The organism is Nitrospirillum goiasense (genome assembly GCF_034427435.1).
Lineage (GTDB): Bacteria > Pseudomonadota > Alphaproteobacteria > Azospirillales > Azospirillaceae > Nitrospirillum.
This window is the reverse complement of sequence record NZ_JAXQNP010000004.1, coordinates 190,124-209,174: the sequence shown is the minus strand read 5'-3', so window position 1 is coordinate 209,174 and position 19,051 is coordinate 190,124. Positions and strand designations below refer to the sequence as shown.

Genomic DNA, 19,051 nt, shown 5'->3' with positions numbered 1-19,051 from the left:
GGCGACACTCGATCTCGGCGAATTAGAAGAATTTGTAGGACAAGGTGGCGCGCCAGGTGCGCGGCTCCAGGATGGGGATGTAGCTGTCGGCAACAGAGGTGCCATAGTTGCGTCGGTCAAAGAGGTTCTTGACGCCTACATTGAGCTGCCAGGACTTGTAGGCGCCAATGACATTGACATCGAATTGATTGACGCTCGGAATTTGCTCCGTCCCCTTTGTATTAACGTAAGAACTGGAGTTTCCGTAAAGACCACCCGATGCGGTCACCGTCATGTCCTCATCGACATGGTAGGCATAGGATGTGTATAGGCTGTACTTCACGCGCGGCTGACCGGCCACATAGGCGCCCAACTTGGCGTTCAACTGATCAAACTTGCTGTAAGTGAAGGTGGAAACGACCGTCCAGCCAGGCAGGATGGTGCCACGCAAATCGAGGTCGACGCCTTTGCTTTCCTGGCCGGGAGCGGCGAGGTAAAAGCCGGGGTGGGCCGGGTCGGAAATCACTACGTTGCTTTGCTGGAGGCGGAACACCGATGCCACAAACTCCAACTTTTGATTCAGCATGGACAGTTTCACGCCGCCTTCAAGATTCTTGGTATCCATGTCAGGCAGACGATTCTTTTGGTAATCCAAAGAAAAATTTGGATTGAAGCCAAGCGCGTAGTTACCGAACAACGACAAATTGTCGGTGATCTCGTACACCGCACCATAACTGGGCACCGCCGACGTGGCGGACGTTTGGCTGGTCGACGGACGCGGCCCATAAATATGGCTGGTAGTATCGTACCAATTCTGGCGCACGCCACCGATGAAATGTACCGGCCCCCAGGTCATGATGTCCTGAAAGTAAAACGCCTTTTCATTATAATCCAAGGTGTAGGACATCTCGTTGATGGAAGGCAGCGGTTTGACAACACCAGTTGTCAAGCTGAAGGGAAACATGCTGCCCTTCGACGAGTCCAGCGCATCGTCATGCGTCTGAACATAGCTATAGCCGATATTGATATTATGATTGATGACAGAGGTGTCGAACTTCAACCTGGCATAGTTGTCCAGGGACCAAGTCCTGTTGCGCTGCTCCTGAGGATTATTGGATACCAGCAGGTTCGTGGGCGACAGCACGACAAAAGGCGCGTAGAAACCGAAACTCAGGTCCTGGTTCTGATATTGCCCGCGGCTGACAAGCGTGAGCCAATCGGTGGCCTTGTGCTCAACCGAATAGCCGACTTCCTTGTCATTCGCGTCGAAACCGGCGTCGGCGGGGCCGATGGGCTGGGTCCTCACCGGGACGATTTGCCCCTTGTACATATAGGTGTAGGGATTGACGCCGGTGGACTGGTCGTAGATCTGGGCGCTCAGGATCGCGTCGGTCTTCTCATCCTTGAACCGCAGGCTGGGGGCGATGAGGTAATTCTGGTCCCCCCGGTAATTCTGCCAATTATGGTCGGCATCAGCACCGGACAGGATGAGACGACCACTAATTCTATCGTCGTCGCTCAGCGCGTCGGAGGCGTCGATCGTGCCTCGCCGCCCCTGATAGCTGCCATATTCCAGCGAGGCGTTCAGCAAGGGATCCGCCGTCGGCTTCTTAGTCACCAGGTTGATGGTGCCGCCAAGGCTGGAGGAGCCATTCAACAGGGCGTCCGGGCCCTTCAGCACCTCGATGCGCTCCAACCCCGCCACCGGCTGCGACGCCCCCGCGATGGAGCTGCTCCCCACGGAGGAGGCAAGGCCGTTCGTCAGACCGGTGGACGCGAAGCCGCGGACGCTATAGGTGTTGCCGCCCTGGACGGTGGCCAAGTTGGGGATGACACCGCCGGCGTCCCGCAGCGCATCCTCCACGCTTAGCGCCTGCTGGTCCTCCATCAGCTTGCTGGAAATGACCGTCGTGTTGCGCGCCTGCTCACGCAGGGAGGCGCCGCTGCGGCTGGAGGTTGACGCGTCACGGACCAGCAGGTTGGTCTCAGCCTCATCGCGGTGCGCCATGACCACGATATAGCTGATGATGGTGGGAACGCCCTTGACATCAATGAGCACCAGCCGCGTTCCCGCGATGGCGGCCTCGATGGCGCTGTCGGCGCTCTTTCCACCGCTCACGGCGACGGACGTCAAGCCGCGCACCGCGTCCGGGTCGTAGTCGACCTTCTGACCCGACTGCCGTCCGATTTCATCCAGCGCCTGCTCCATCGGCAGAGACGGCACGTTGATCTGCATATCCCCCGCAATTGCCGGCGCCGCCGCGACAAAGGTCGCAACGGCCGAGACACCGGCCAACCAGTCCCAGCCCTTCATTCCCCTGCTCCTGTTCTGCCAGCCGCCATCGTTGCCGGAATCGCGACGGATTCCTGACTACCACGTTAGGCGTGCTGAATATTATTTTCCTTATGGCACCAACCTATTAAGGAATGGTGCACATTTGCCCGTTCTTTATTTCCACATGACACGCCGATCGCATCAAATCACGAGACGATCGGACATCGCTTCATCCGAAGCTGTGTATTAAGTTGGGAAAATACGGGCTGCTTGGCAAATCGGTTTTGCCAATGCCTATATCAGCCTAGTTTATGGAGGGGGAAGCGCGCCGCCTCGTCATGGATGAGGGACGTAAGCCATCGCATGAACGGTTCCGCCTCGCGGTGGGCGGGCCACTGCATGCTGATGGAGATATATTCCGCCTTGAACGGGGTGGTCACCACCTTCAGGGGCAGCATAGTGGCGAATTGCTGCGCGAATCTTCCAATGGTCGTCACGATCAGGTCGGTCCCAATGACCGCGATGGGAAGCATGGCATATCGGGCCGTCCTGATAGAGACATGACGGCGGTCCAGATAGTCGAATGCTTCGCTGCCGGGCGGTGATGGGATTTCCATCTCACTCAGCAGCGCCGCATGCTTGCCATTCAAATACGCTTCCAGGCTTATTTCGTGACCGGTGAACGAACTTTCACTCCAGACCATGCACGACAGGGATTCATAGAATAGATGGACCTTGGGTAACTGGCTCGATTCCAGGTGCTGGGGAACGATCACCAGATCCACGTTCCTCTCCAACAACACGTCCGCTTGCACATAGTCGAAGGGCACGAAATGGATGTCCACGCCCGGCGCCTCTTGCTGGATGCGGCGAATGACATTCGGCAAGAAGGTGATTTCCACCATGTCCGGCGCGGCTATGCGCACCGTTCTCTGATCCACCTTTGGATCGAAGCTCAGCGTGGTGCCGAATACGTTTTCAGCCTCCCGCAGCAAATGCCGCACCCGGGGGCGAAGCGCTTGGGCCAGCGCCGTCACCTGCCTCTGGCCATTATTGTATACGACCAGTTCATCACCAAAATGATCGCGCAGCTTTTTAAGGGCGAGGCTCATCGCCGGCTGACTGATGTGCATGCGGGCGGCCGCCTCCGTTATGGAGGTCGTATTTAAAATGGCGTCAAGGGCGTAAAACTGGTTGAGGTTGCTTCTTCTTAGTGAATCCATTTCACCAGCCTAAATATATTCCATGCCATTATTCGAACCATCCTGAGATCCAGCCCGCGCTCCGCGAAGAACCCTCCCCGGGGTGAAACAGGAGACGCTCACCAAGCTGGCAACATGGAAACCAGCCCCTACCCCAACCGCCCCCAGGGGACGGGCGACACTTTGACGGCGGACGCGATCATGGTGGCTAACGCCGCGTTGCCGGCCATGTATTGACAACAACTTCGTGGCCCCGCCCTCGCCTCTTCAGGTGCATCGACATTCCCTGTCCGCGTGTCGCCAAAGGCCCCGTGTCACCCGTGCCAAGACTTGCATAACAACGATCATATGGCGAGGGCGTTAACGCTTCATTTGCACCCAAAGCCCCGGGCGGTTCTGAAGTGAGCTTCCCCCAATTAAGTGGACACCGCCTTTCTCGGCCTGATCCGGGGTGATGTGTCCGAGGGTGGAGTGAACGCGTTGGCAGCTTTTTGGGCCGGCGTCCCCATCACGCGCGCGGCAGGGCAGCCGTCGAGCCTCGGGCGACGCAACGGCCGGACAGCACCACCTTGCGCGTCGGCGCGTCCGGGGTCTTCAGGCGCTGGAACAACAGGGCCATGGCCTCGCGGCCTATGGTTTCGACCGGCTGCTCGATGACGGTCAGGCCCGGTTCAACCAGTTCCGTCCAGGGTTCGTTGTCGAAGCCCGCGACGGCGATGTCCTGGGGGATGCGCAGCCCCAGGGCGCGGGCCGCCTTCACCACGCCGGTGAGGAACAGACCATTGCTGACCAGCAGGGCCTGGGGCCGGTCGGGTTCGCGCAGCCAGGCGGCGGCGGCGCTTTCAGCGGCATCCACCGACGGCGGCACGAAGCGCGCCTCCCCCGTCAAACCCCGAGCCGCCATGGCCGCCAGATAGCCGTCGCGCCGTTCGACGCCGGTGGTGCTGGTGGCACCGAACAGGCCACCGATGCGGGTGTATCCCCGGGACACCAGATGATCGACCAGGGTGGCGCTGGCCTCGCGATTGTCCAACAACACGGTGTCGAACTGCCCGCCGGGACCGGCGCGGTCGATCAGCACCATGGGGAAATCCAGGGTGTCGGCCTGCAACCGATCAACGGTCGCGCGGGTCGGGGCGAAGATCAGCCCCGTCACCCGTTCTTCCTGCATCAGGGTCAGGTAGAGCGCCTCGCGCGCGGGGTCCTCATCAGTGTTGCACAGGATGACCCGCATGCCGGCGCGGTAGGCCGCGTCCTCCACCGCCCGACCGACGGCGGTGAAGAAGGGATTGCGGATGTCGGCGACGATCAAGCCGATGGTCTGGGTACGTTGCGAGCGCAGCCGCCGCGCCGACAGGTTGGGCTTGTAACCCGTGGCACGCACCGCCGCCTGCACCTGTTCCCGCACCTCTGCGCTGACCGGCCCCTCCCCCAAGGCGCGGGACACGGTGGAAACCGAGACACCGGCAACCCGGGCGACGTCCTTGATGTTGACCGTCATGTTCGCAATCGTTTCCAGTTATTTTGCCCCAGTCTAAAGCCTTCCAACGCGGGTTCAAAGGGAATATGGCGCCTACACCCAGAGCCACCTTGGGGATTCCCTTTGACAATTTTTGTGGAAACGTTACCACTAAGCACAAGAATGAAATCGGGAGGTTCCGAGAATGCCCTTCGCCGTTGAGAGCGACCTGCTGCCCCGCGAGCTGATCCGCCTCGGCGCGCGTCCGGCTGGAAAACGTGACGCCATTGGCGAGGCGGCACAGATGCTGGTCGCCGCCGGGTGCGTCGACCCCGCCTACGAACAAAGCATGGTCCGCCGGGAAGAGGTGGCCAACACCTTCCTGGGCCAGGGTGTGGCCATTCCCCACGGCCTGGGGGAGGACCGCCACCTGGTCCGCCGCAACGGCCTGGCCATCCTGCAGGTTCCTGACGGCGTGGAGTGGAACACGGGCCAGCGCGCGCGCCTCGTGGTCGCCATTGCCGCCCAGTCCGACGCGCACATCACCATCCTGCGCCGCCTGACCCGCCTGATCCAGGACGGCGACCGGCTGGAGCGTCTGTTGGCGACCACCGACGCCGGCGAGATCGCGGCCGCCCTGGGCGACGAAACGCCCCCGGCCGGGGGCGCGGACGAAGGCGGGTCCGGCGCGCCGATGGTCGACCTCGGGCCCGGTTTCGACTGGACGGTGGATTATCCCAGCGGCCTGCACGCGCGGCCGGCCGCCCACTGGGTGGACACCGCCCGCCGCTTCGCCGCCCAGGTCCGGGTCCGCCACGCCGACCAGGCGGCGGACGCCAAGAACCTGATCGCCCTGCTGCAACTGGGCCTGCGCGCCGGTGACACGGTGGTGGTGTCCGCCGCCGGCAGTGATGCCGCGGGGGCGCTGGTGGCCATGCGCCAAGCCATGACCGGCCTGAGCGCCCAGGAAAAGATGGACGCGGCCCTGGCGGCCAGCCGCGCCCGCCAGACGCCCCGCACCGGCTGGACGCCCCCAGCACCGCTGACCGCCATCGGCGGCGTGCCGGCAGCGCCAGGATTGGCCATCGGCCCGCTGCATGTGCTGAAGGCGGCGGACCCGGTGGTGCCGGACAATCCCGTCGCCCTGGCGGAGGGGGGCAGCCTGCTGCAGGAGGCGCTGAGCCGCACGCGCCAGCAACTCAAGGCGCTGGCCGACGACACCGCCCGCCGGCTGGGCGCGGCCGACGCCGGCATCTTCAAGGCCCAGGCGGAGTTGTTGAACGACACCGACCTGATCACCCTGGCCTGCCAGTTGATGGTGGACGGTCACGGCGTGGCCTGGGCCTGGAACCAGACGGTGGATCGCATGGCCGGCCGCTTGGCCGCGCTGGGCAATCCCGTCCTGGCCGCCCGTGCCGCCGATCTGCGCGACGTGGGCCGCCGGGTGCTGGGGCATATCGACCCCTCCCTGCGCGCCAACTCGCTGCTCGACCTGCCCGACACACCCTGCATCCTGGTGGCGCCGGACCTGTCCCCGTCGGACACCGCCGGCCTGGACCCGGCCCGCGTGGTGGGCTTGGCCACGGCCTCGGGCGGCCCCACCTCACACACGGCCATCCTGGCCCGCACCCTGGGTCTGCCGGCCGTGGTGGGGGGCGGTGCCGCCCTGCTGGAACTGGCGGATGGCACCAGCGCCATCCTGGATGGCCAGTCGGGACAGTTGTACCTGGAACCGGGCGACGCCGACCTGGCGTCCGCCCGGCAATGGCTGGCGGTCAAGGCGGAGGCCCGCGCGCGTGAAGCGGAGGCGCGCGCCCTGCCCGCGCGCACCCGCGACGGCCACACCGTCTCCATCGGGGCGAACATCAACCTGCCCGACCAGGCGGCCTTCGCCCTGTCACAAGGGGCGGAGGGTGTGGGCCTGATGCGCACCGAGTTCCTGTTCCTGGAACGGGGCGAAACCCCCAGCGAGGACGAACAGTTCGACATCTATCGCGCCATGGCCGAGGCCCTGGGCAACCGGCCGCTGATCGTCCGCGCCCTGGATATCGGCGGCGACAAGCAGGTGGCCCATCTGAACCTGCCGCATGAGGAAAACCCCTTCCTGGGCGTGCGCGGGGCCCGGCTGCTGCTGCGCCGGCCCGATCTGCTGGAGCCGCAGTTGCGCGCCCTGTACCGCGCGGCGCGCGCGGGCGCCAGCCTGTCCATCATGTTCCCCATGATCACCACGGCGGCCGAGATCATCGCCCTGCGCACGGTCAGCGAGCGCATCCGGGCCGAGGTCGAGGCGCCGGCGGTGCCGCTGGGCATCATGATCGAGGTGCCCGCCGCAGCCCTTCAGGCCGAAAGCCTGGCCCGTCATGCCGACTTCTTCTCCGTCGGCACCAACGACCTGACCCAGTACACCCTGGCCATCGATCGCCAGAACCCGCAGTTGGCCGCCCAGGCGGATAGCCTGCACCCCGCCGTGCTGCGCCTGATCCAGGCCACCGTGGCGGGGGCGGCCAAGCATGACCGCTGGGTTGGCGTCTGCGGCGGCATCGCCGGCGATCCCTTCGGCGCCGCCTTGCTGACCGGCCTGGGCGTGCACGAACTGTCGATGACCCCGCGGGAGGTGCCGGCGGTGAAGGCGCGCCTGCGCGACAGCGAGTTGACGGCGCTGCGCGCGCTGGCGGCCCGGGCCGTGGCCTGCGAGGCCGCCGAGGACGTGCGGGCGCTGGAAGGAGGCATGGCATGAGCATTGATCTTCACACGGTCACCCTGAACCCGGCCATCGACGAGACCGTCACCCTGGACGGCTTGCGGCCAGGCCAGGTGCACCGGGCCGTGGCCGTGCGCCACAATGCCGGCGGCAAGGGCGTGAACGTGGCCTCCTGCCTGGCCGACTGGGGCCTGCATGTCGCCGCCACCGGCCTGCTGGGCGTCGACAACACCGCCCCGTTCGAGGCGCTGTTCGCCGCCAAGGGCATCCTCGACCGCTTCTTGCGCGTGCCCGGTGAAACCCGCACCAACATCAAGCTGCTGGATCGCCACGACGGCGGCACCACGGACATCAACCTGCCAGGCCTGGTGGCGGTCCCGGAAACTGTGGGGCGGATCCAAACCTATCTGGAGGAATCCGTCGGCCCCGGCACCTTGGTTGTGCTGGCCGGCAGCCTGCCCGATGGATTGCCCCCCGACACCTATGCCCAGATGGTGGCCGGCCTGGCCCATACCGGCGCCCGCGTTGTCCTGGACAGCAGCGGGGAGCCGCTGGCGCGGGCCCTGGCCGCCAACGTCCTGCCCCATTGCGTGAAGCCCAACCGGCACGAGCTGGAGGGCTGGGCCGGCCGGCCGTTGGCGCCCCCCGACGTGCTGGCGGCGGCGCGGCACCTGCAAGGACACGGCATCCCCCTGGTGGTGGTGTCGTTGGGCACCGGCGGCGCCCTATTCGTGGACGCCAACACCGCCCTGCACGCCCAGGCCCCCGAGGTGCGGGGCAGCAGCACCGTGGGCGCCGGCGACGCCATGGTGGCCGGGCTGGCGGCCGGTCTGCATGCCGGCCTGGGGCTGGAGGCGATCGCCCGCCTGGCGACCGGATTCGCCGTGGCCAAGTTGGGCCGCGCCGGCCCCCACCTTCCAGGGGTGGAGATCGTCCGGGCCCTGGCCGGCCAAGTCACGCTGACACCCGCCGATGATTGGGCATCAACCACCGCGACGCATGCGCCGCACTGAAGAATGAAGGGCGGGCGGGCCGAACACCCGCCCCCGGGGAGGAACCATGTCCGCATTGTTGGCTGTGATCGACGCCGGCGAAATGACCATCCACGCCCTGCTGGCGGCGGAGGCCCTGCGCAAGGCCGCCACCAGCGGGGGCCACACCATCGCCGTGGAGGTGCAAACCGGACAGGGCGTCCTGGGCGCGTTGGAACCAGCGCGGATCCAGGAGGCGCGCGCCGTTCTCCTGGTGGGAACGGGCATCCTGGACGCTGAACGCTTCGGGGCGCTGCCCCACCACGGCACCAGCATCGAGGCCGTCCTGGCCGATCCCGCCGCAGCCCTGGCCCCGCTGGTCCAGGCTGAACCGGAACCGGCCAAGCCACAGGGGGCCAAGCGGGATCAGGCCGCCGCCTCGTCGAAAGCCGACGGTCCACGACACATCGTGGCCATCACCTCCTGCCCGACGGGCATCGCCCACACCTTCATGGCGGCCGAGGGCCTGCAGCAGGGTGCCAAGGCACTGGGGCACGTCATCCGCGTTGAGACGCAGGGATCGGTCGGGGCCCGCGACGGCCTGACGGATGACGAGATCGCCGCCGCCGACATCGTCATCATCGCCGCGGACCGCCAGGTGGACCTGGGCCGCTTCGCCGGGAAACGGGTGTTCCAGTCGGCGACCAAACCCGCGATCACCGATGGCGCCGGGCTTATCCAGCGGGCCCTGGCGGAAGCGACCGCCTTGGCCGGTCCGGGGGGCGCCGCGCCGGACGAGGGACGGGCCACAGTCGCTTCACCACAAGCCGCCGCCGGGGCGAAGGCCGGGCGCGGCGGGCGCACGGGCCCCTATAAGCATCTCATGACCGGTGTTTCCTTCATGCTGCCGTTCGTGGTGGCCGGGGGGCTGTTGATCGCGCTGGCCTTCGCGCTGGGCGGCATCTACGCCTATGACGACGCCCACAAGGGCACGCTGGCCTACGCCCTGTTCCAGGTGGGGGCCAAGGGGGCGTTCGTGCTGATCGTGCCCGTGCTGGCGGGCTACATCGCCCATTCCATCGCCGACCGGCCGGGCATCGCCCCCGGCATGATCGGCGGTATGGTGGCGGCCAATCTTCAGGCGGGCTTTCTGGGGGGCATCCTGGCCGGGTTCATCGCCGGCTACGGCACCGCCTTCCTGAACCGCCATATCCGCCTGCCCCGGACCCTGGAAGGCCTGAAGCCGGTGCTGATCCTGCCCTTGCTGGGCACCTTGCTGACGGGCCTGCTGATGATCTACGTCGTGGGCGGCCCGGCGGCCGGTGCGCTGGCCGCCATGACCACTTGGCTGAAGGGCATGCAGGGCAGCAGCGCCATCCTGCTGGGCGTCCTGATCGGCGGCATGATGGCCTTCGACATGGGCGGCCCCATCAACAAGGCGGCCTACGCCTTTTCCACGGGCCTGATCGCCAGCCAGGTCTACACCCCGATGGCGGCGGCCATGGTCGCCGGCATGACCCCGCCCTTGGGTCTGGCCCTGGCCGCCCAGGTGTTCGCCAACCGCTTCACGGCGGAGGAGCGGGAGACGCGCGGCGCCGCGGCGGTGTTGGGCCTGGCCTTTGTGACCGAGGGGGCCATCCCCTTCGCCGCCCGCGATCCGCTGCGGGTCATCCCCGCCCTGGTGGCGGGGTCCGCCGTGGCGGGCGCCATCTCCATGGCCATTGGCGCGGAACTGCGGGTGCCCCACGGTGGCGTGTTCGTGCTGCCCATCCCCAACGCCGTCAGTCATGTCGGCGGCTATATCGCGGCGCTGGCCATCGGCGCCGGTGTGACAGCCGTCGCCCTGCGCATCCTGAAGCGCCCGGTCTGAAGGCCGGGGCCGACCAACCAACATGGCCGCCTCAAGGCGGTAACCAGAAGATCTAACCAGAAGATCCTAGGGAGGGATGATCCATGCGTCAAATCGCACGCTCAGTGCCAAGCCCATTGCTGCGTCCCGTTGTGGAAACGTTTCCAGTGGCCGCCCTGGCCATGATGCTGTCCGGCGCCGCCCTGGCCGCCGAACCAGGCACGGGCGAGACCATCGACTGGCTGGCCAGCTACACGGGCGAGGCGGCGGCCAATCCCAGCGGCGGCATGCGCCAGGGGGCGGACTATGCTGGCCAAATCCTGCTGGGCGCGGACGTGAACCTGAACAACGTCCTGGACTGGAGCGGGGCCACCCTGCATGTCGCTGCCGTGAACCGCCATGGCAGCAACCTGGCGGCCCAGTATCTGGGCAGCACCACCTCGTTGCAGGAGATTTATGGCGCGCAGAACACGCGCCTGGCGCGCTTCACGGTGGAACAGTCGCTGCTGGACGGCCGCTTGGTGGTGGAAGGTGGGCGCACGGTGGCCAACATCAGCTTCCTCGGGTCATCGCTCTGCGCCAATTTCCAGATCAACTCCGCCTGCGGCAATCCCACCTTCGTCTTCAAAACCAGCAGCTTCACCTGGTGGCCGGTATCCAGCTGGGGCGCCCACGCCACCGCCTGGCTGACACCGACGGTCTATCTGCATGTCGGCGCCTACGAAGTGAACCCCAGCCACCAGTCCAGCACCGAGCATGGCTTCGATTGGGGCACGTCCACCGCCACGGGCGCCATCGCGCCGATGGCGCTGGGGTATCAGACCACGTTTGACAACGACCGCCTGCCCCGCAAATACGAAATCGGCGGCTGGTACGATGGCGCCGATTATACCGACCCCCTCCGCGACGCGAGCGGGCGCGCCGCCGTGGTCAGCGGCCAGCCCAATGCCACCCTGAACGGCCGGTCGGGCGTGTTCTTCCGCTTCGAACAAATGGTCCTGCGTCCCGACGATACGTCGCAGCGGGGCTTGACCCTGTTCGGCGTGGCGATGACGGGCGTGAGTGGCCGGCTGATCGAAGACCATTTCCTGGAATTGGGCTTGGTCCAGCGCGGCACCTTCGCGGGACGCGACGACGACACCATCGGCTTCGTCGTGAACCAGCAGAAGTACAGCCACGACGCCCTGGAGGCCCTGAGCCTGGCCCGCGCGGCGGCTGGCGGCCACGGCACGCCGGCGGACGACCAGATCATGATGGAGTTGAGCTACGGCGTGCAACTGGACCGCGCCGTCCGCATCCAGCCCAACCTGCAATATGTCATCCATCCAGACCAGTTCAGCGACCCCGCCCGCCTGCACGACGCCCCGGACGCTTTCGTCATCGGCTTGCGGTTCGACCTGGACCTCGCGGCACTTTTGCGGGGGCGTTAAAGTGCGATCGCTTCAGATGGACTCATCTGAAGCGTGAATCGCACGACAGAACAAAAACTTAGAGTTTCTGTGACGCTTCAACGAAAGTCAGCCGTCGGCCATGCGGGTTCGTGACCACCGTGACGCCAGCTGCGCATTGGCCCAGCAAGCCACGCAGGCCCCGCCGGGGCCACGCCCGTGGCAAGCGCTTGCCACGGGCGTGGACCGGATGGGTTCGTCTTCTCAATCGGCCGTCTGGTGGACCGACCGGCTGAATTCCACCGGCAAGGCCTCCAGCGCGCCGATCACCTTGGCGGACGCCGCCGCCATGGCGGCCACGTGCCGTTCAGCCGTGAGCTTGTCACCCTGGGCCAAGGCCAACAGGGCCTTGCGCCCCTCCTGATGCACGGTGACATGGGGTTCGGCCATGTCCACATAGGCATGCAGGTCACGGGTGGCGCGGTCGCTCACGGAATCATACCAGCGGCCTAGCCGGCAGGAATGGTGGGTGGACAGGTCGGCCGCCATCAGGCCACCCCCGTTGGCCACCGCAGCCGTGACCTTGTCGATAAAGGCGTGATGATCGTCGATGGCCAAGTGGCTCATCAACCGCGCCCCCTCCTCCGCCAGGCGATTGACCAGGGCCGTATCCAGGGGGACATCCAGGCGCAGGTGGACCCCGGTATGGGTGCGGGCGACCACCGTGCCCTGGACCGTGGGATTGCCGGCGCCAAGGGGGACCGACAGCAGGGCGCCCGGCGACACCATCAGGTCGCACTCCACGAACAGGCCGGTTTCGGACAGGTCGCGCACCAGGCCATGCACCTCACCGGCGGGGCCGCTGACCGTGGTCTCGATGTAGGCGGGACGGCGGCGCTCCTGCCGGCGGTCCACCGCCTCGGCCGAGGTGCGGATGGCACGGCTCAACAAGGGCGGCAGCGTCTCCAGCCCCTCGCGCATGCGGTGGGCGCTGCCATCGACCACACGGGCGATGGTGGTGGCCGACTGGGTGACCTGGTGCACGTCCTGCATCAGGGCGGAGACACGATTGGCGCTGTCCGCCACCAGGGAAACGGTGCGGGCGATCTCCTGGGTGGCGGCGGTCTGCTGCTCCACCGCCGCGGCGATGGAGGCATTGATGGCCGACAGCGTGCCGACAGCGCCCCGCACCGTGTCGACCGCCTCGGCCGCGGACAGGGAGACGGCGCGCATGCCGGCCACCTTGGCGGCGATGTCCTCGGCGGCGTGCGCCGACTGGTTTGCCAGGCTCTTGACCTCGCTGGCCACGACGGCGAAGCCCTTGCCGGCCTCGCCCGCCCGCGCCGCCTCGATGGTGGCGTTCAACGCCAGCAGATTGGTTTGCGCGGCGATGTCCTGGATGATGGTCAGGATGCCGCCGATCTCGTGCGCCGCCTCCCCCAGGCTGTCGATGACGGTCTTGGTCCGCTCCGTCTCCGTCACCACGGCATCGACGGAACCCTGGGCGCCCCCCACCTGGTGATTGATTTCGGCGATGGACGCGTGCAGTTCCTCCGCGGCGCTGGACACCGTCTGGGCGGCGGTGAGCGTATCGGCGGATGCCGCCCGCGCGCCTTCGGTGCTCTGCTCCACCTGGGTGCAGACAACGTTCAGATCCCGTACCGAGCGGGCCAGATCGTCGGTGAAGTAAACCAGGCTATCAACGCTGTCGTTGGCGTTCCGCTCGATGTTCCCCACCATGGAGTCAATCAGGGCGGTTTGGGCCTCGCGGTCCCGTTGCGCCAGGGCGGCCAGCAAGTCGCCCAGGTCAGCGCTCAGCCGGCGGGCCACGGCGGCGACCTCCCCGCCCGCATCGTGCCGGTGGAAGAAACCGTGGGCCGGCGCGGGCGCGGCGGCCGCCTCAAGCAACACGGCCATGGATCGGGCGAGGTCGCCGGCGTCCAGGCCCGCCTTATCCCAGGCGGCGACAAGATCAGCCGACGCGCTTCCCCCGCCCAGCACCGCGCGCCAGTGAGCGGCCAGGGCGGCGGCGGCGGCGTCCCGGGCATCGGCGGAACCAGCGGCGTCGCGCCAGTTTGCACGCGCGGCGGCCACCAGATCGGCCAGGCGGCCTCGCAGCCGTTCCGACAAATCCGGAGCAAAGAACGTTTCCTGGCGATGGCTTGAGACGGACATGAGGACACACCTGTTGAACGGTCGTCGATTGTCCATTGAGCGTATTATTCGCCATCTTGCCCAGCCACGGCGCAAAACGGAACGCTGCCATGCCTGCCCATTATTCAGAATTATTTTATCAAAGACACATAGTACGGCGAATTAACTGTGTTTTGGCAAATATATATTCCCTCAAACAAAATCAAGATACTTAACGTTGGCGGATAGCAACCGCGAATGGGAGACCGCATCATCGCGGTCGATGATACCCCTAAGCGGACGCCATGAGGGCCGCGAGCACGGCCTGCCCCAGCGCCAAGCCGCCGTCGTTGGCTGGCACCTGCCGGTGCGCTATCGGCCGGCAACCGGCGGCTTTCAGGCGGACCTGAATCTCCTCCAGGATAATGCGGTTCTGCAGGACCCCGCCCGACAGCGGCACCCAGGTTCCAGCACCCGCCCCCAGGCGCACGGCGGCGGTGGCCAAGGCATCGGCGACCCCCCGATGGAAGCGGGCGGCAACCAGGCCCGGCGGCTCGTCCGCCTGAAGGTCGGCCAACAGCGCCCGCCACATCGGCAACCATCCGATAACCAAGGGCCCAGCCACCAGGGACCCAACCGGCGCCGGTTGGCTGAATGCCACCGGATAGGGGTGGGCGGCGGCCATGTAAGGGCGCGCCAGCGCCTCCAGCGCCATCGCGGCCTGGGCCTCATGCCCGATGCGCGCGGTGTGGATGCCCAGCGCCGCCGCCGCGGCATCGAACAACCGGCCTGCGGAGGAACAGGGCGGCGCGTTGGTGCCCGTCTCCATCATGCGTTCGAGCACGCCCACGGACGCGGTGGCCGACAGCCGGTCCAGCACCGGGGTGGCCTGGTCCCGCCACGCGGGGCCGAAGGCATGGCGCAAGTGGGCGACCAGGTTGCGCCACGGCTCCCGCATCGCCGCGGCGCCGCCGGGCAGGGCCACGGGGGCGATATGGGCGGCACGGGTCACGCCGCGATACCCCCCGCGCAGAATCTCGCCCCCCAGAGGGTCCCATCCGCACCCAGGCCAAGCCCGTCCAGGATCAGCCCGACGGCCCCCTCCGCGCCATCCGCCAGCCCGATGCCGCCATCAACCAGGCAGGCGGCCATATGGGCATGATGGTGCCCCACGGGCACCAGGCGGGCACCGCATTCCTGCGCCAATGCAGCGCCCAGCGTCGTTGACAGATAGTCCGGATGCGCGTCGACCGCGATCACCGCCGGGGTGAAATCGAACAGGTCGCGGTAGAGACGCAGCATGGCGCGGTAATCATCCAGGGCGGCGGCGTTCTCCAGGTCGCCGATGTGCTGGGACAGGATGGCCTGCCCATCCCGCACCAGGCAAAAGGTCGCCTTCAGTTCCCCGCCCATGGCCAGGGTGGGGGCAGGCCGTCGAAGCCGGCCGGCAAGGGCAGCGGCGCCGGGGCATAGCCCCGCGCCCGGCGCAGGACGACGGGCGCACCGGACGTGGTGGCGACGACGCTGTCATCCAGGCGGTTGAGGATGGCGCGGTCGTGCATCAGCCAGGCATCGGCCAATCCGGCCAGGCGATCCCGCGCATCCTCGTTGGTGATCACCTGCGGCTCATCCGACCGGTTGCCGGAGGTCATCACCAGGGGCCCCTCCAGACGTGCCAGCAGCAGGTGATGCAGCGGCGTATAGGGCAGCATGAAGCCCAGGTGATCCTGGTCCGGCGCCAGTCCATCCGGCAGTGGCGGGCCATCGGGCCGTCGGGGCAGAAGCACGATGGGCGCCGCAGGCGACCGCAGCAGGGTGCTGGCCGCGTCGTCCAGTTGGCAATACCGCCCGACCTCGTCCACCGACCGGGCCATCAGGGCGAAGGGCTTGGCATCGCGCGCCTTGCGCCGCCGCAGTTCCGTGACCGCCGTGGTATCGGTGGCATCACAGGCCAGGTGGAAGCCGCCGATGCCCTTGACGGCGACGATGCCGCCCGCCCGCAGCAGCGCCGCGGCCGCATCCAGCGGGTCCGTTCCCGCGTCCGGGGCGGGTTCCAGCCACAGCCGGGGGCCGCAGGCGGGGCAAGCGGTGGGCTGGGCATGGAAGCGGCGGTCGGCGGGGTTGGCGTATTCGGCGGCGCAGTCCGGGCACATCGGGAACGCCGCCATGGCCGTGTTGGCGCGGTCATAGGGGATGGCGCGAACGATGGACAGCCGGGGCCCGCAATGGGTGCAGTTGCCGAAGGCGTAGCCCTGGCGCCGGTCGGCCGGGTCGAACAGTTCCGCCCGGCAGGCGGGGCAAGTGGCGGCATCGGGCACGATGCCCGTCCGCACCGTTCCGGCAGCGCTGGCGGCAATGGTGAAGCCCTGGGGCGCCGGCCCGTCATGCGGCCACACCTCAATGGTATCGATGCGCGCCAGGGGCGGCGCCCCCTCGCCCAGCCGGTTCTGGAAGCCATCCAGCGTGGCGGCCTCCCCCAGACGTGGATGACCACGCCCTCGCCATCGTTGGCGACGCTGCCGGCGATGTCCAGCGCCCGCGCCAGGCGCCAGACATGGGGCCGGAAGCCCACCCCCTGCACAAGGCCCCGCACGCGGATGCGACGCGCCACCATCAATGCACCGTGCAGACCATGCACGGGTCGAAAGAGCGGACGATGTGCTGTACCGCCACCGGCTCGGTCTCCCCGTCTCGCACCGGGGCGCCGCGCAGCGCCTGTTCCAACGGCCCGGGCGTACCGGCGGCGTCGCGGGGGAGAAGTTCCAGGTGGTGGGGGCGATGATCTGGTAGTTGGCGATGCGCCCGCCCTGAATGGCCACCCAGTGGCCCAGCGAGCCCCGGGCGGCCTCCGTCAGGCCGGCACCCTCACCCGCAGCCGGCAGGGGCGTATGGTCAATGAAAGGCGCCGCCGCATCGATGGCGCGCAGCCAGCGCTCCATGGCCATGGTGACCAGGGCGACCTCCAGCAGCCGCGCCACCACCCGCGCCTCCACCGTCGCCCCATCCCGCGCCACCAGGTCGCGCGGCAGCGGGTGCCCGGCGACCAGTTGGCGCGACAGGGCGCCCACCTCCGCCACCTCACCCTCCAGGCGCGGCGCCTTGCACCAGGAATAGGCGTCATCCCGCGTGGCATCGGGCGGCATCCCCGGGTCGCGGGGGGGCCGCGGCGCCCCGTCCGGCGCGGCCTGATACCAGGCGTGGCTGACATCCTCGGTGATGCGGTCCACCGGCAGGACGCCACCGACGCCCCGCCTGAACAGGCCCCGCGGGAACAAGGGCCCGTCCGATGACGGATAGGCGCCGAAACTCATGTGCCGCAGGTCCGTGCGGCCCAGGCGGTTCAGGCCCGTCGCCTGCGACAGCAGGACAAAGCAGGCGAAGTCGCCTCGCGCGGCCTCCGCCCAGGCGAGCAAGGCGTCGCGGGTCGAGAGGGCCGCCACCGCCTCCAGCGCATCGGCGAACAGGACGCGTTCCAGGAAGCGGCGGAAGCCGGCCAGCAGGGCGCCCAGCCGCGCCAGTTCGGCCCGCGACACGGCGCGCGTGGATCCCCCGGGCTGGATCGCCAGGGTGTGGGGCCATTTACCGGCCAGGATGCCCAGCAGGTTCATCAACTCCGCCCGGGCGGGCAGGAAGTCCTGGGCGGCTGTGCCCTTCACCGCCGCGAACCGCGCCGCCGCGTCGGCATGCCAAGGTTCGCCCGCGTAAACGGCGCGGGCGAAGTCCGGCATGAAAAACAGGTAGAAGTGGGTCAGGTGGTCGGCGACGTTCTCGACCGCATGGATCAGATTGACCGCCAGTCCCCCATTGGCGGGCACCGGGACGGAACCGGTCGCCGCCAGCGCGCGCGCCGCCGCCAGCGACTGGGACACAGAACAGATGCCGCAGATGCGCGGCGCGTAGACCAGCGCGTCCAACGCCGGCTTGCCCACCAGCATGGCCTCGAACCCGCGATACAGCGGGGAGACAACACGGGCGTCGGCCACCATGCCGGCGCTGATGTCCAGCCGCACCTCCAGGTCCCCCTCGACACGGTTGAACGGACCGACAATCAGGCGGCTCATGCGCTGTCCTTGCGCTTGTCATGGGGAAGAAGGGCGGGCGTGGGCCGCGCGGCGTTGTCGCGCAGACGCTTGGGTGTCGCCGCCTTGGACAGGGAGGCCAGTGCCACGAACCAGGCCTTGGGCATGTCCGTCGGCAGGCCGATGGGGATGCCGGCCAGCTTGGGTGTGACGGCAAAGGCGTGGCCCGGCTCCTCGAACCCCGGCGCCGTGCAATTGATGCAAGCGTAGTTGCCGTCCAGGCAGGAGCCGCCGCCATTCCACGGCCGGATGTTGCAGTCGGCCCGCGCCTGGGTGCCCTTGCATCCCAGGTTCTCCATCATGCAGCCCAAGTCGCCCGGCTGCTCGGCACTGGCCTTGAACTCGTAGAACTCATTGCGGGCGCAGCCGTGGTGGACCAGATGGGCGGTATAGGCCAGCGGACGCTCCCACTCATCCAGGTCGGTTGCGCTCAAGGTGCCGGCGCCGATCTGCAGCAGGGTGTCGGTGAACCAGCCGGGATGGATGGGACAGCCGGCGATGTTGATGACCGGCAAGCCCCGGGCGGAGCGGAAGTCCGCGCCCAGCAGGCCGCCCGCCCGGGTGCCGTCATAGGCCAGTCCGCACGCCTCCACCTCATTGCCGCCGGCGGCGGTGACGCCCCCGAAGGCGGCGCAGCTACCCACGGCCACGACATAGCCGGCGCGGCGGGCGATGGCGGCGACCCAGTCGCGCATGGGCTTGCCCGTCCCGGCCATCAGGTGGAACCGGCCGGTGCCCCCCGGCCCGTTGATCACCGATCCCTCCAGGCACAGGATATCCACCGGCGGCCCGTCGCCGGCCGCGGCCTCCAGGATGGCCCGGGCCTCGCCGCCCGTCGCCTCACTGAGGGAGGGGTGCCACAGCAGTTCGACATTGGCCACGGCCAGCGCGGTCAGCAGATCCGGCTTCTCCGCGCCCAGCAGCGACAGGGTGCAGCCGCCGCAGCCGCCGGATTGCAGCCACAACAGCCGCAGCGGCCGGGTCGGTTCAGAGACCGCGGTCATCGACCGGCACC

Annotated in this window: 11 protein-coding genes and 3 pseudogenes; 4 read left to right on the top strand and 10 right to left on the bottom strand. The window is 67.7% G+C overall.

The genetic code is table 11. The annotated features are described in order from the left end of the window. Window positions 1-22: 22 nt before the first annotated feature. The 3 genes from ULB03_RS22940 to ULB03_RS22930 all read right to left on the bottom strand — a co-directional run bounded on the left by ULB03_RS22940 (window position 23) and on the right by ULB03_RS22930 (window position 4,957). On the bottom strand, window positions 23-2,293 hold the full coding sequence (locus ULB03_RS22940; protein WP_322485415.1) for a TonB-dependent siderophore receptor: 2,271 nt from the start codon (window positions 2,291-2,293) through the stop codon (window positions 23-25). Window positions 2,294-2,553: 260 nt separating this feature from the next. Further along, window positions 2,554-3,477, bottom strand: coding sequence for a LysR family transcriptional regulator (locus ULB03_RS22935; RefSeq protein ID WP_322485414.1), 924 nt, complete (start codon window positions 3,475-3,477; stop codon window positions 2,554-2,556). A 487-nt stretch (window positions 3,478-3,964) separates the two neighbouring features. Then, complete coding sequence (locus tag ULB03_RS22930) at window positions 3,965-4,957, bottom strand: LacI family DNA-binding transcriptional regulator (RefSeq protein WP_322485413.1); 993 nt, start codon at window positions 4,955-4,957, stop codon at window positions 3,965-3,967. 163 nt (window positions 4,958-5,120) lie between these two features. On the opposite strand from ULB03_RS22930, the gene ptsP reads away from it, so the two are divergent. The 4 genes from ptsP (at window position 5,121) to ULB03_RS22910 (ending at window position 11,866) form a co-directional block, all read left to right on the top strand. Beyond that, the gene (gene ptsP, locus ULB03_RS22925; RefSeq protein ID WP_322485412.1) at window positions 5,121-7,652 is read left to right on the top strand and encodes a phosphoenolpyruvate--protein phosphotransferase; all 2,532 of its coding nucleotides are present in this window, start codon (window positions 5,121-5,123) and stop codon (window positions 7,650-7,652) included. Next, complete coding sequence (gene pfkB / locus ULB03_RS22920; RefSeq protein ID WP_322485411.1) at window positions 7,649-8,629, top strand: 1-phosphofructokinase; 981 nt, start codon at window positions 7,649-7,651, stop codon at window positions 8,627-8,629. The genes ptsP and pfkB overlap by 4 nt, the downstream gene beginning before the upstream one ends. Window positions 8,630-8,675: 46 nt before the next feature. After that, a complete protein-coding gene (locus ULB03_RS22915) occupies window positions 8,676-10,457 on the top strand; it encodes a fructose-specific PTS transporter subunit EIIC (RefSeq protein ID WP_322485410.1) in 1,782 nt (593 codons plus the stop codon). Between the two features lie 146 nt (window positions 10,458-10,603). After that, window positions 10,604-11,866, top strand: a complete 1,263-nt coding sequence (locus ULB03_RS22910) for a carbohydrate porin (RefSeq protein WP_322485409.1) — start codon at window positions 10,604-10,606, stop codon at window positions 11,864-11,866. A gap of 222 nt (window positions 11,867-12,088) precedes the next feature. Here ULB03_RS22910 and ULB03_RS22905 read toward each other — a convergent pair whose 3' ends face one another. The 7 genes and pseudogenes from ULB03_RS22905 to ULB03_RS22875 form a co-directional block, all read right to left on the bottom strand. Next, a complete protein-coding gene (locus ULB03_RS22905) occupies window positions 12,089-13,999 on the bottom strand; it encodes a methyl-accepting chemotaxis protein (protein WP_322485408.1) in 1,911 nt (636 codons plus the stop codon). A 250-nt stretch (window positions 14,000-14,249) separates the two neighbouring features. Next, entirely contained in the window at window positions 14,250-14,969 is a 720-nt protein-coding gene (locus ULB03_RS22900) for a Kae1-like domain-containing protein (RefSeq protein ID WP_322485407.1), read from the bottom strand. Continuing rightward, the gene (locus tag ULB03_RS22895; protein ID WP_322485406.1) at window positions 14,966-15,370 is read right to left on the bottom strand and encodes a hypothetical protein; all 405 of its coding nucleotides are present in this window, start codon (window positions 15,368-15,370) and stop codon (window positions 14,966-14,968) included. Before ULB03_RS22895 ends, ULB03_RS22900 begins: the two co-directional genes overlap by 4 nt. Continuing rightward, a pseudogene (locus ULB03_RS22890) lies at window positions 15,355-16,212 on the bottom strand (Sua5/YciO/YrdC/YwlC family protein); the annotation flags it as partial. The gene ULB03_RS22895 and the pseudogene ULB03_RS22890, both read right to left, overlap by 16 nt. Window positions 16,213-16,481: 269 nt before the next feature. Then, a pseudogene (locus ULB03_RS22885) lies at window positions 16,482-16,571 on the bottom strand (acylphosphatase); the annotation flags it as partial. 187 nt (window positions 16,572-16,758) lie between these two features. After that, window positions 16,759-17,892, bottom strand: a pseudogene (locus ULB03_RS22880) (nickel-dependent hydrogenase large subunit); the annotation flags it as partial. 122 nt (window positions 17,893-18,014) lie between these two features. Further along, a complete protein-coding gene (locus ULB03_RS22875) occupies window positions 18,015-19,040 on the bottom strand; it encodes an NADH-quinone oxidoreductase subunit B family protein (protein ID WP_322485405.1) in 1,026 nt (341 codons plus the stop codon). Window positions 19,041-19,051: the final 11 nt, after the last annotated feature.

Excerpts from the sequence above, each read along its gene's own strand:
- ULB03_RS22940 (WP_322485415.1), bottom strand. The coding sequence starts at position 2,293 with ATGAAGGGCTGGGACTGGTTGGCCGGTGTCTCGGCCGTTGCGACCTTT.
- ULB03_RS22935 (WP_322485414.1), bottom strand. The coding sequence starts at position 3,477 with ATGGATTCACTAAGAAGAAGCAACCTCAACCAGTTTTACGCCCTTGAC.
- ULB03_RS22930 (WP_322485413.1), bottom strand. The coding sequence starts at position 4,957 with ATGACGGTCAACATCAAGGACGTCGCCCGGGTTGCCGGTGTCTCGGTT.
- ptsP (WP_322485412.1), top strand. The coding sequence starts at position 5,121 with ATGCCCTTCGCCGTTGAGAGCGACCTGCTGCCCCGCGAGCTGATCCGC.
- pfkB (WP_322485411.1), top strand. The coding sequence starts at position 7,649 with ATGAGCATTGATCTTCACACGGTCACCCTGAACCCGGCCATCGACGAG.
- ULB03_RS22915 (WP_322485410.1), top strand. The coding sequence starts at position 8,676 with ATGTCCGCATTGTTGGCTGTGATCGACGCCGGCGAAATGACCATCCAC.
- ULB03_RS22905 (WP_322485408.1), bottom strand. The coding sequence starts at position 13,999 with ATGTCCGTCTCAAGCCATCGCCAGGAAACGTTCTTTGCTCCGGATTTG.
- ULB03_RS22895 (WP_322485406.1), bottom strand. The coding sequence starts at position 15,370 with ATGGGCGGGGAACTGAAGGCGACCTTTTGCCTGGTGCGGGATGGGCAG.
- ULB03_RS22875 (WP_322485405.1), bottom strand. The coding sequence starts at position 19,040 with ATGACCGCGGTCTCTGAACCGACCCGGCCGCTGCGGCTGTTGTGGCTG.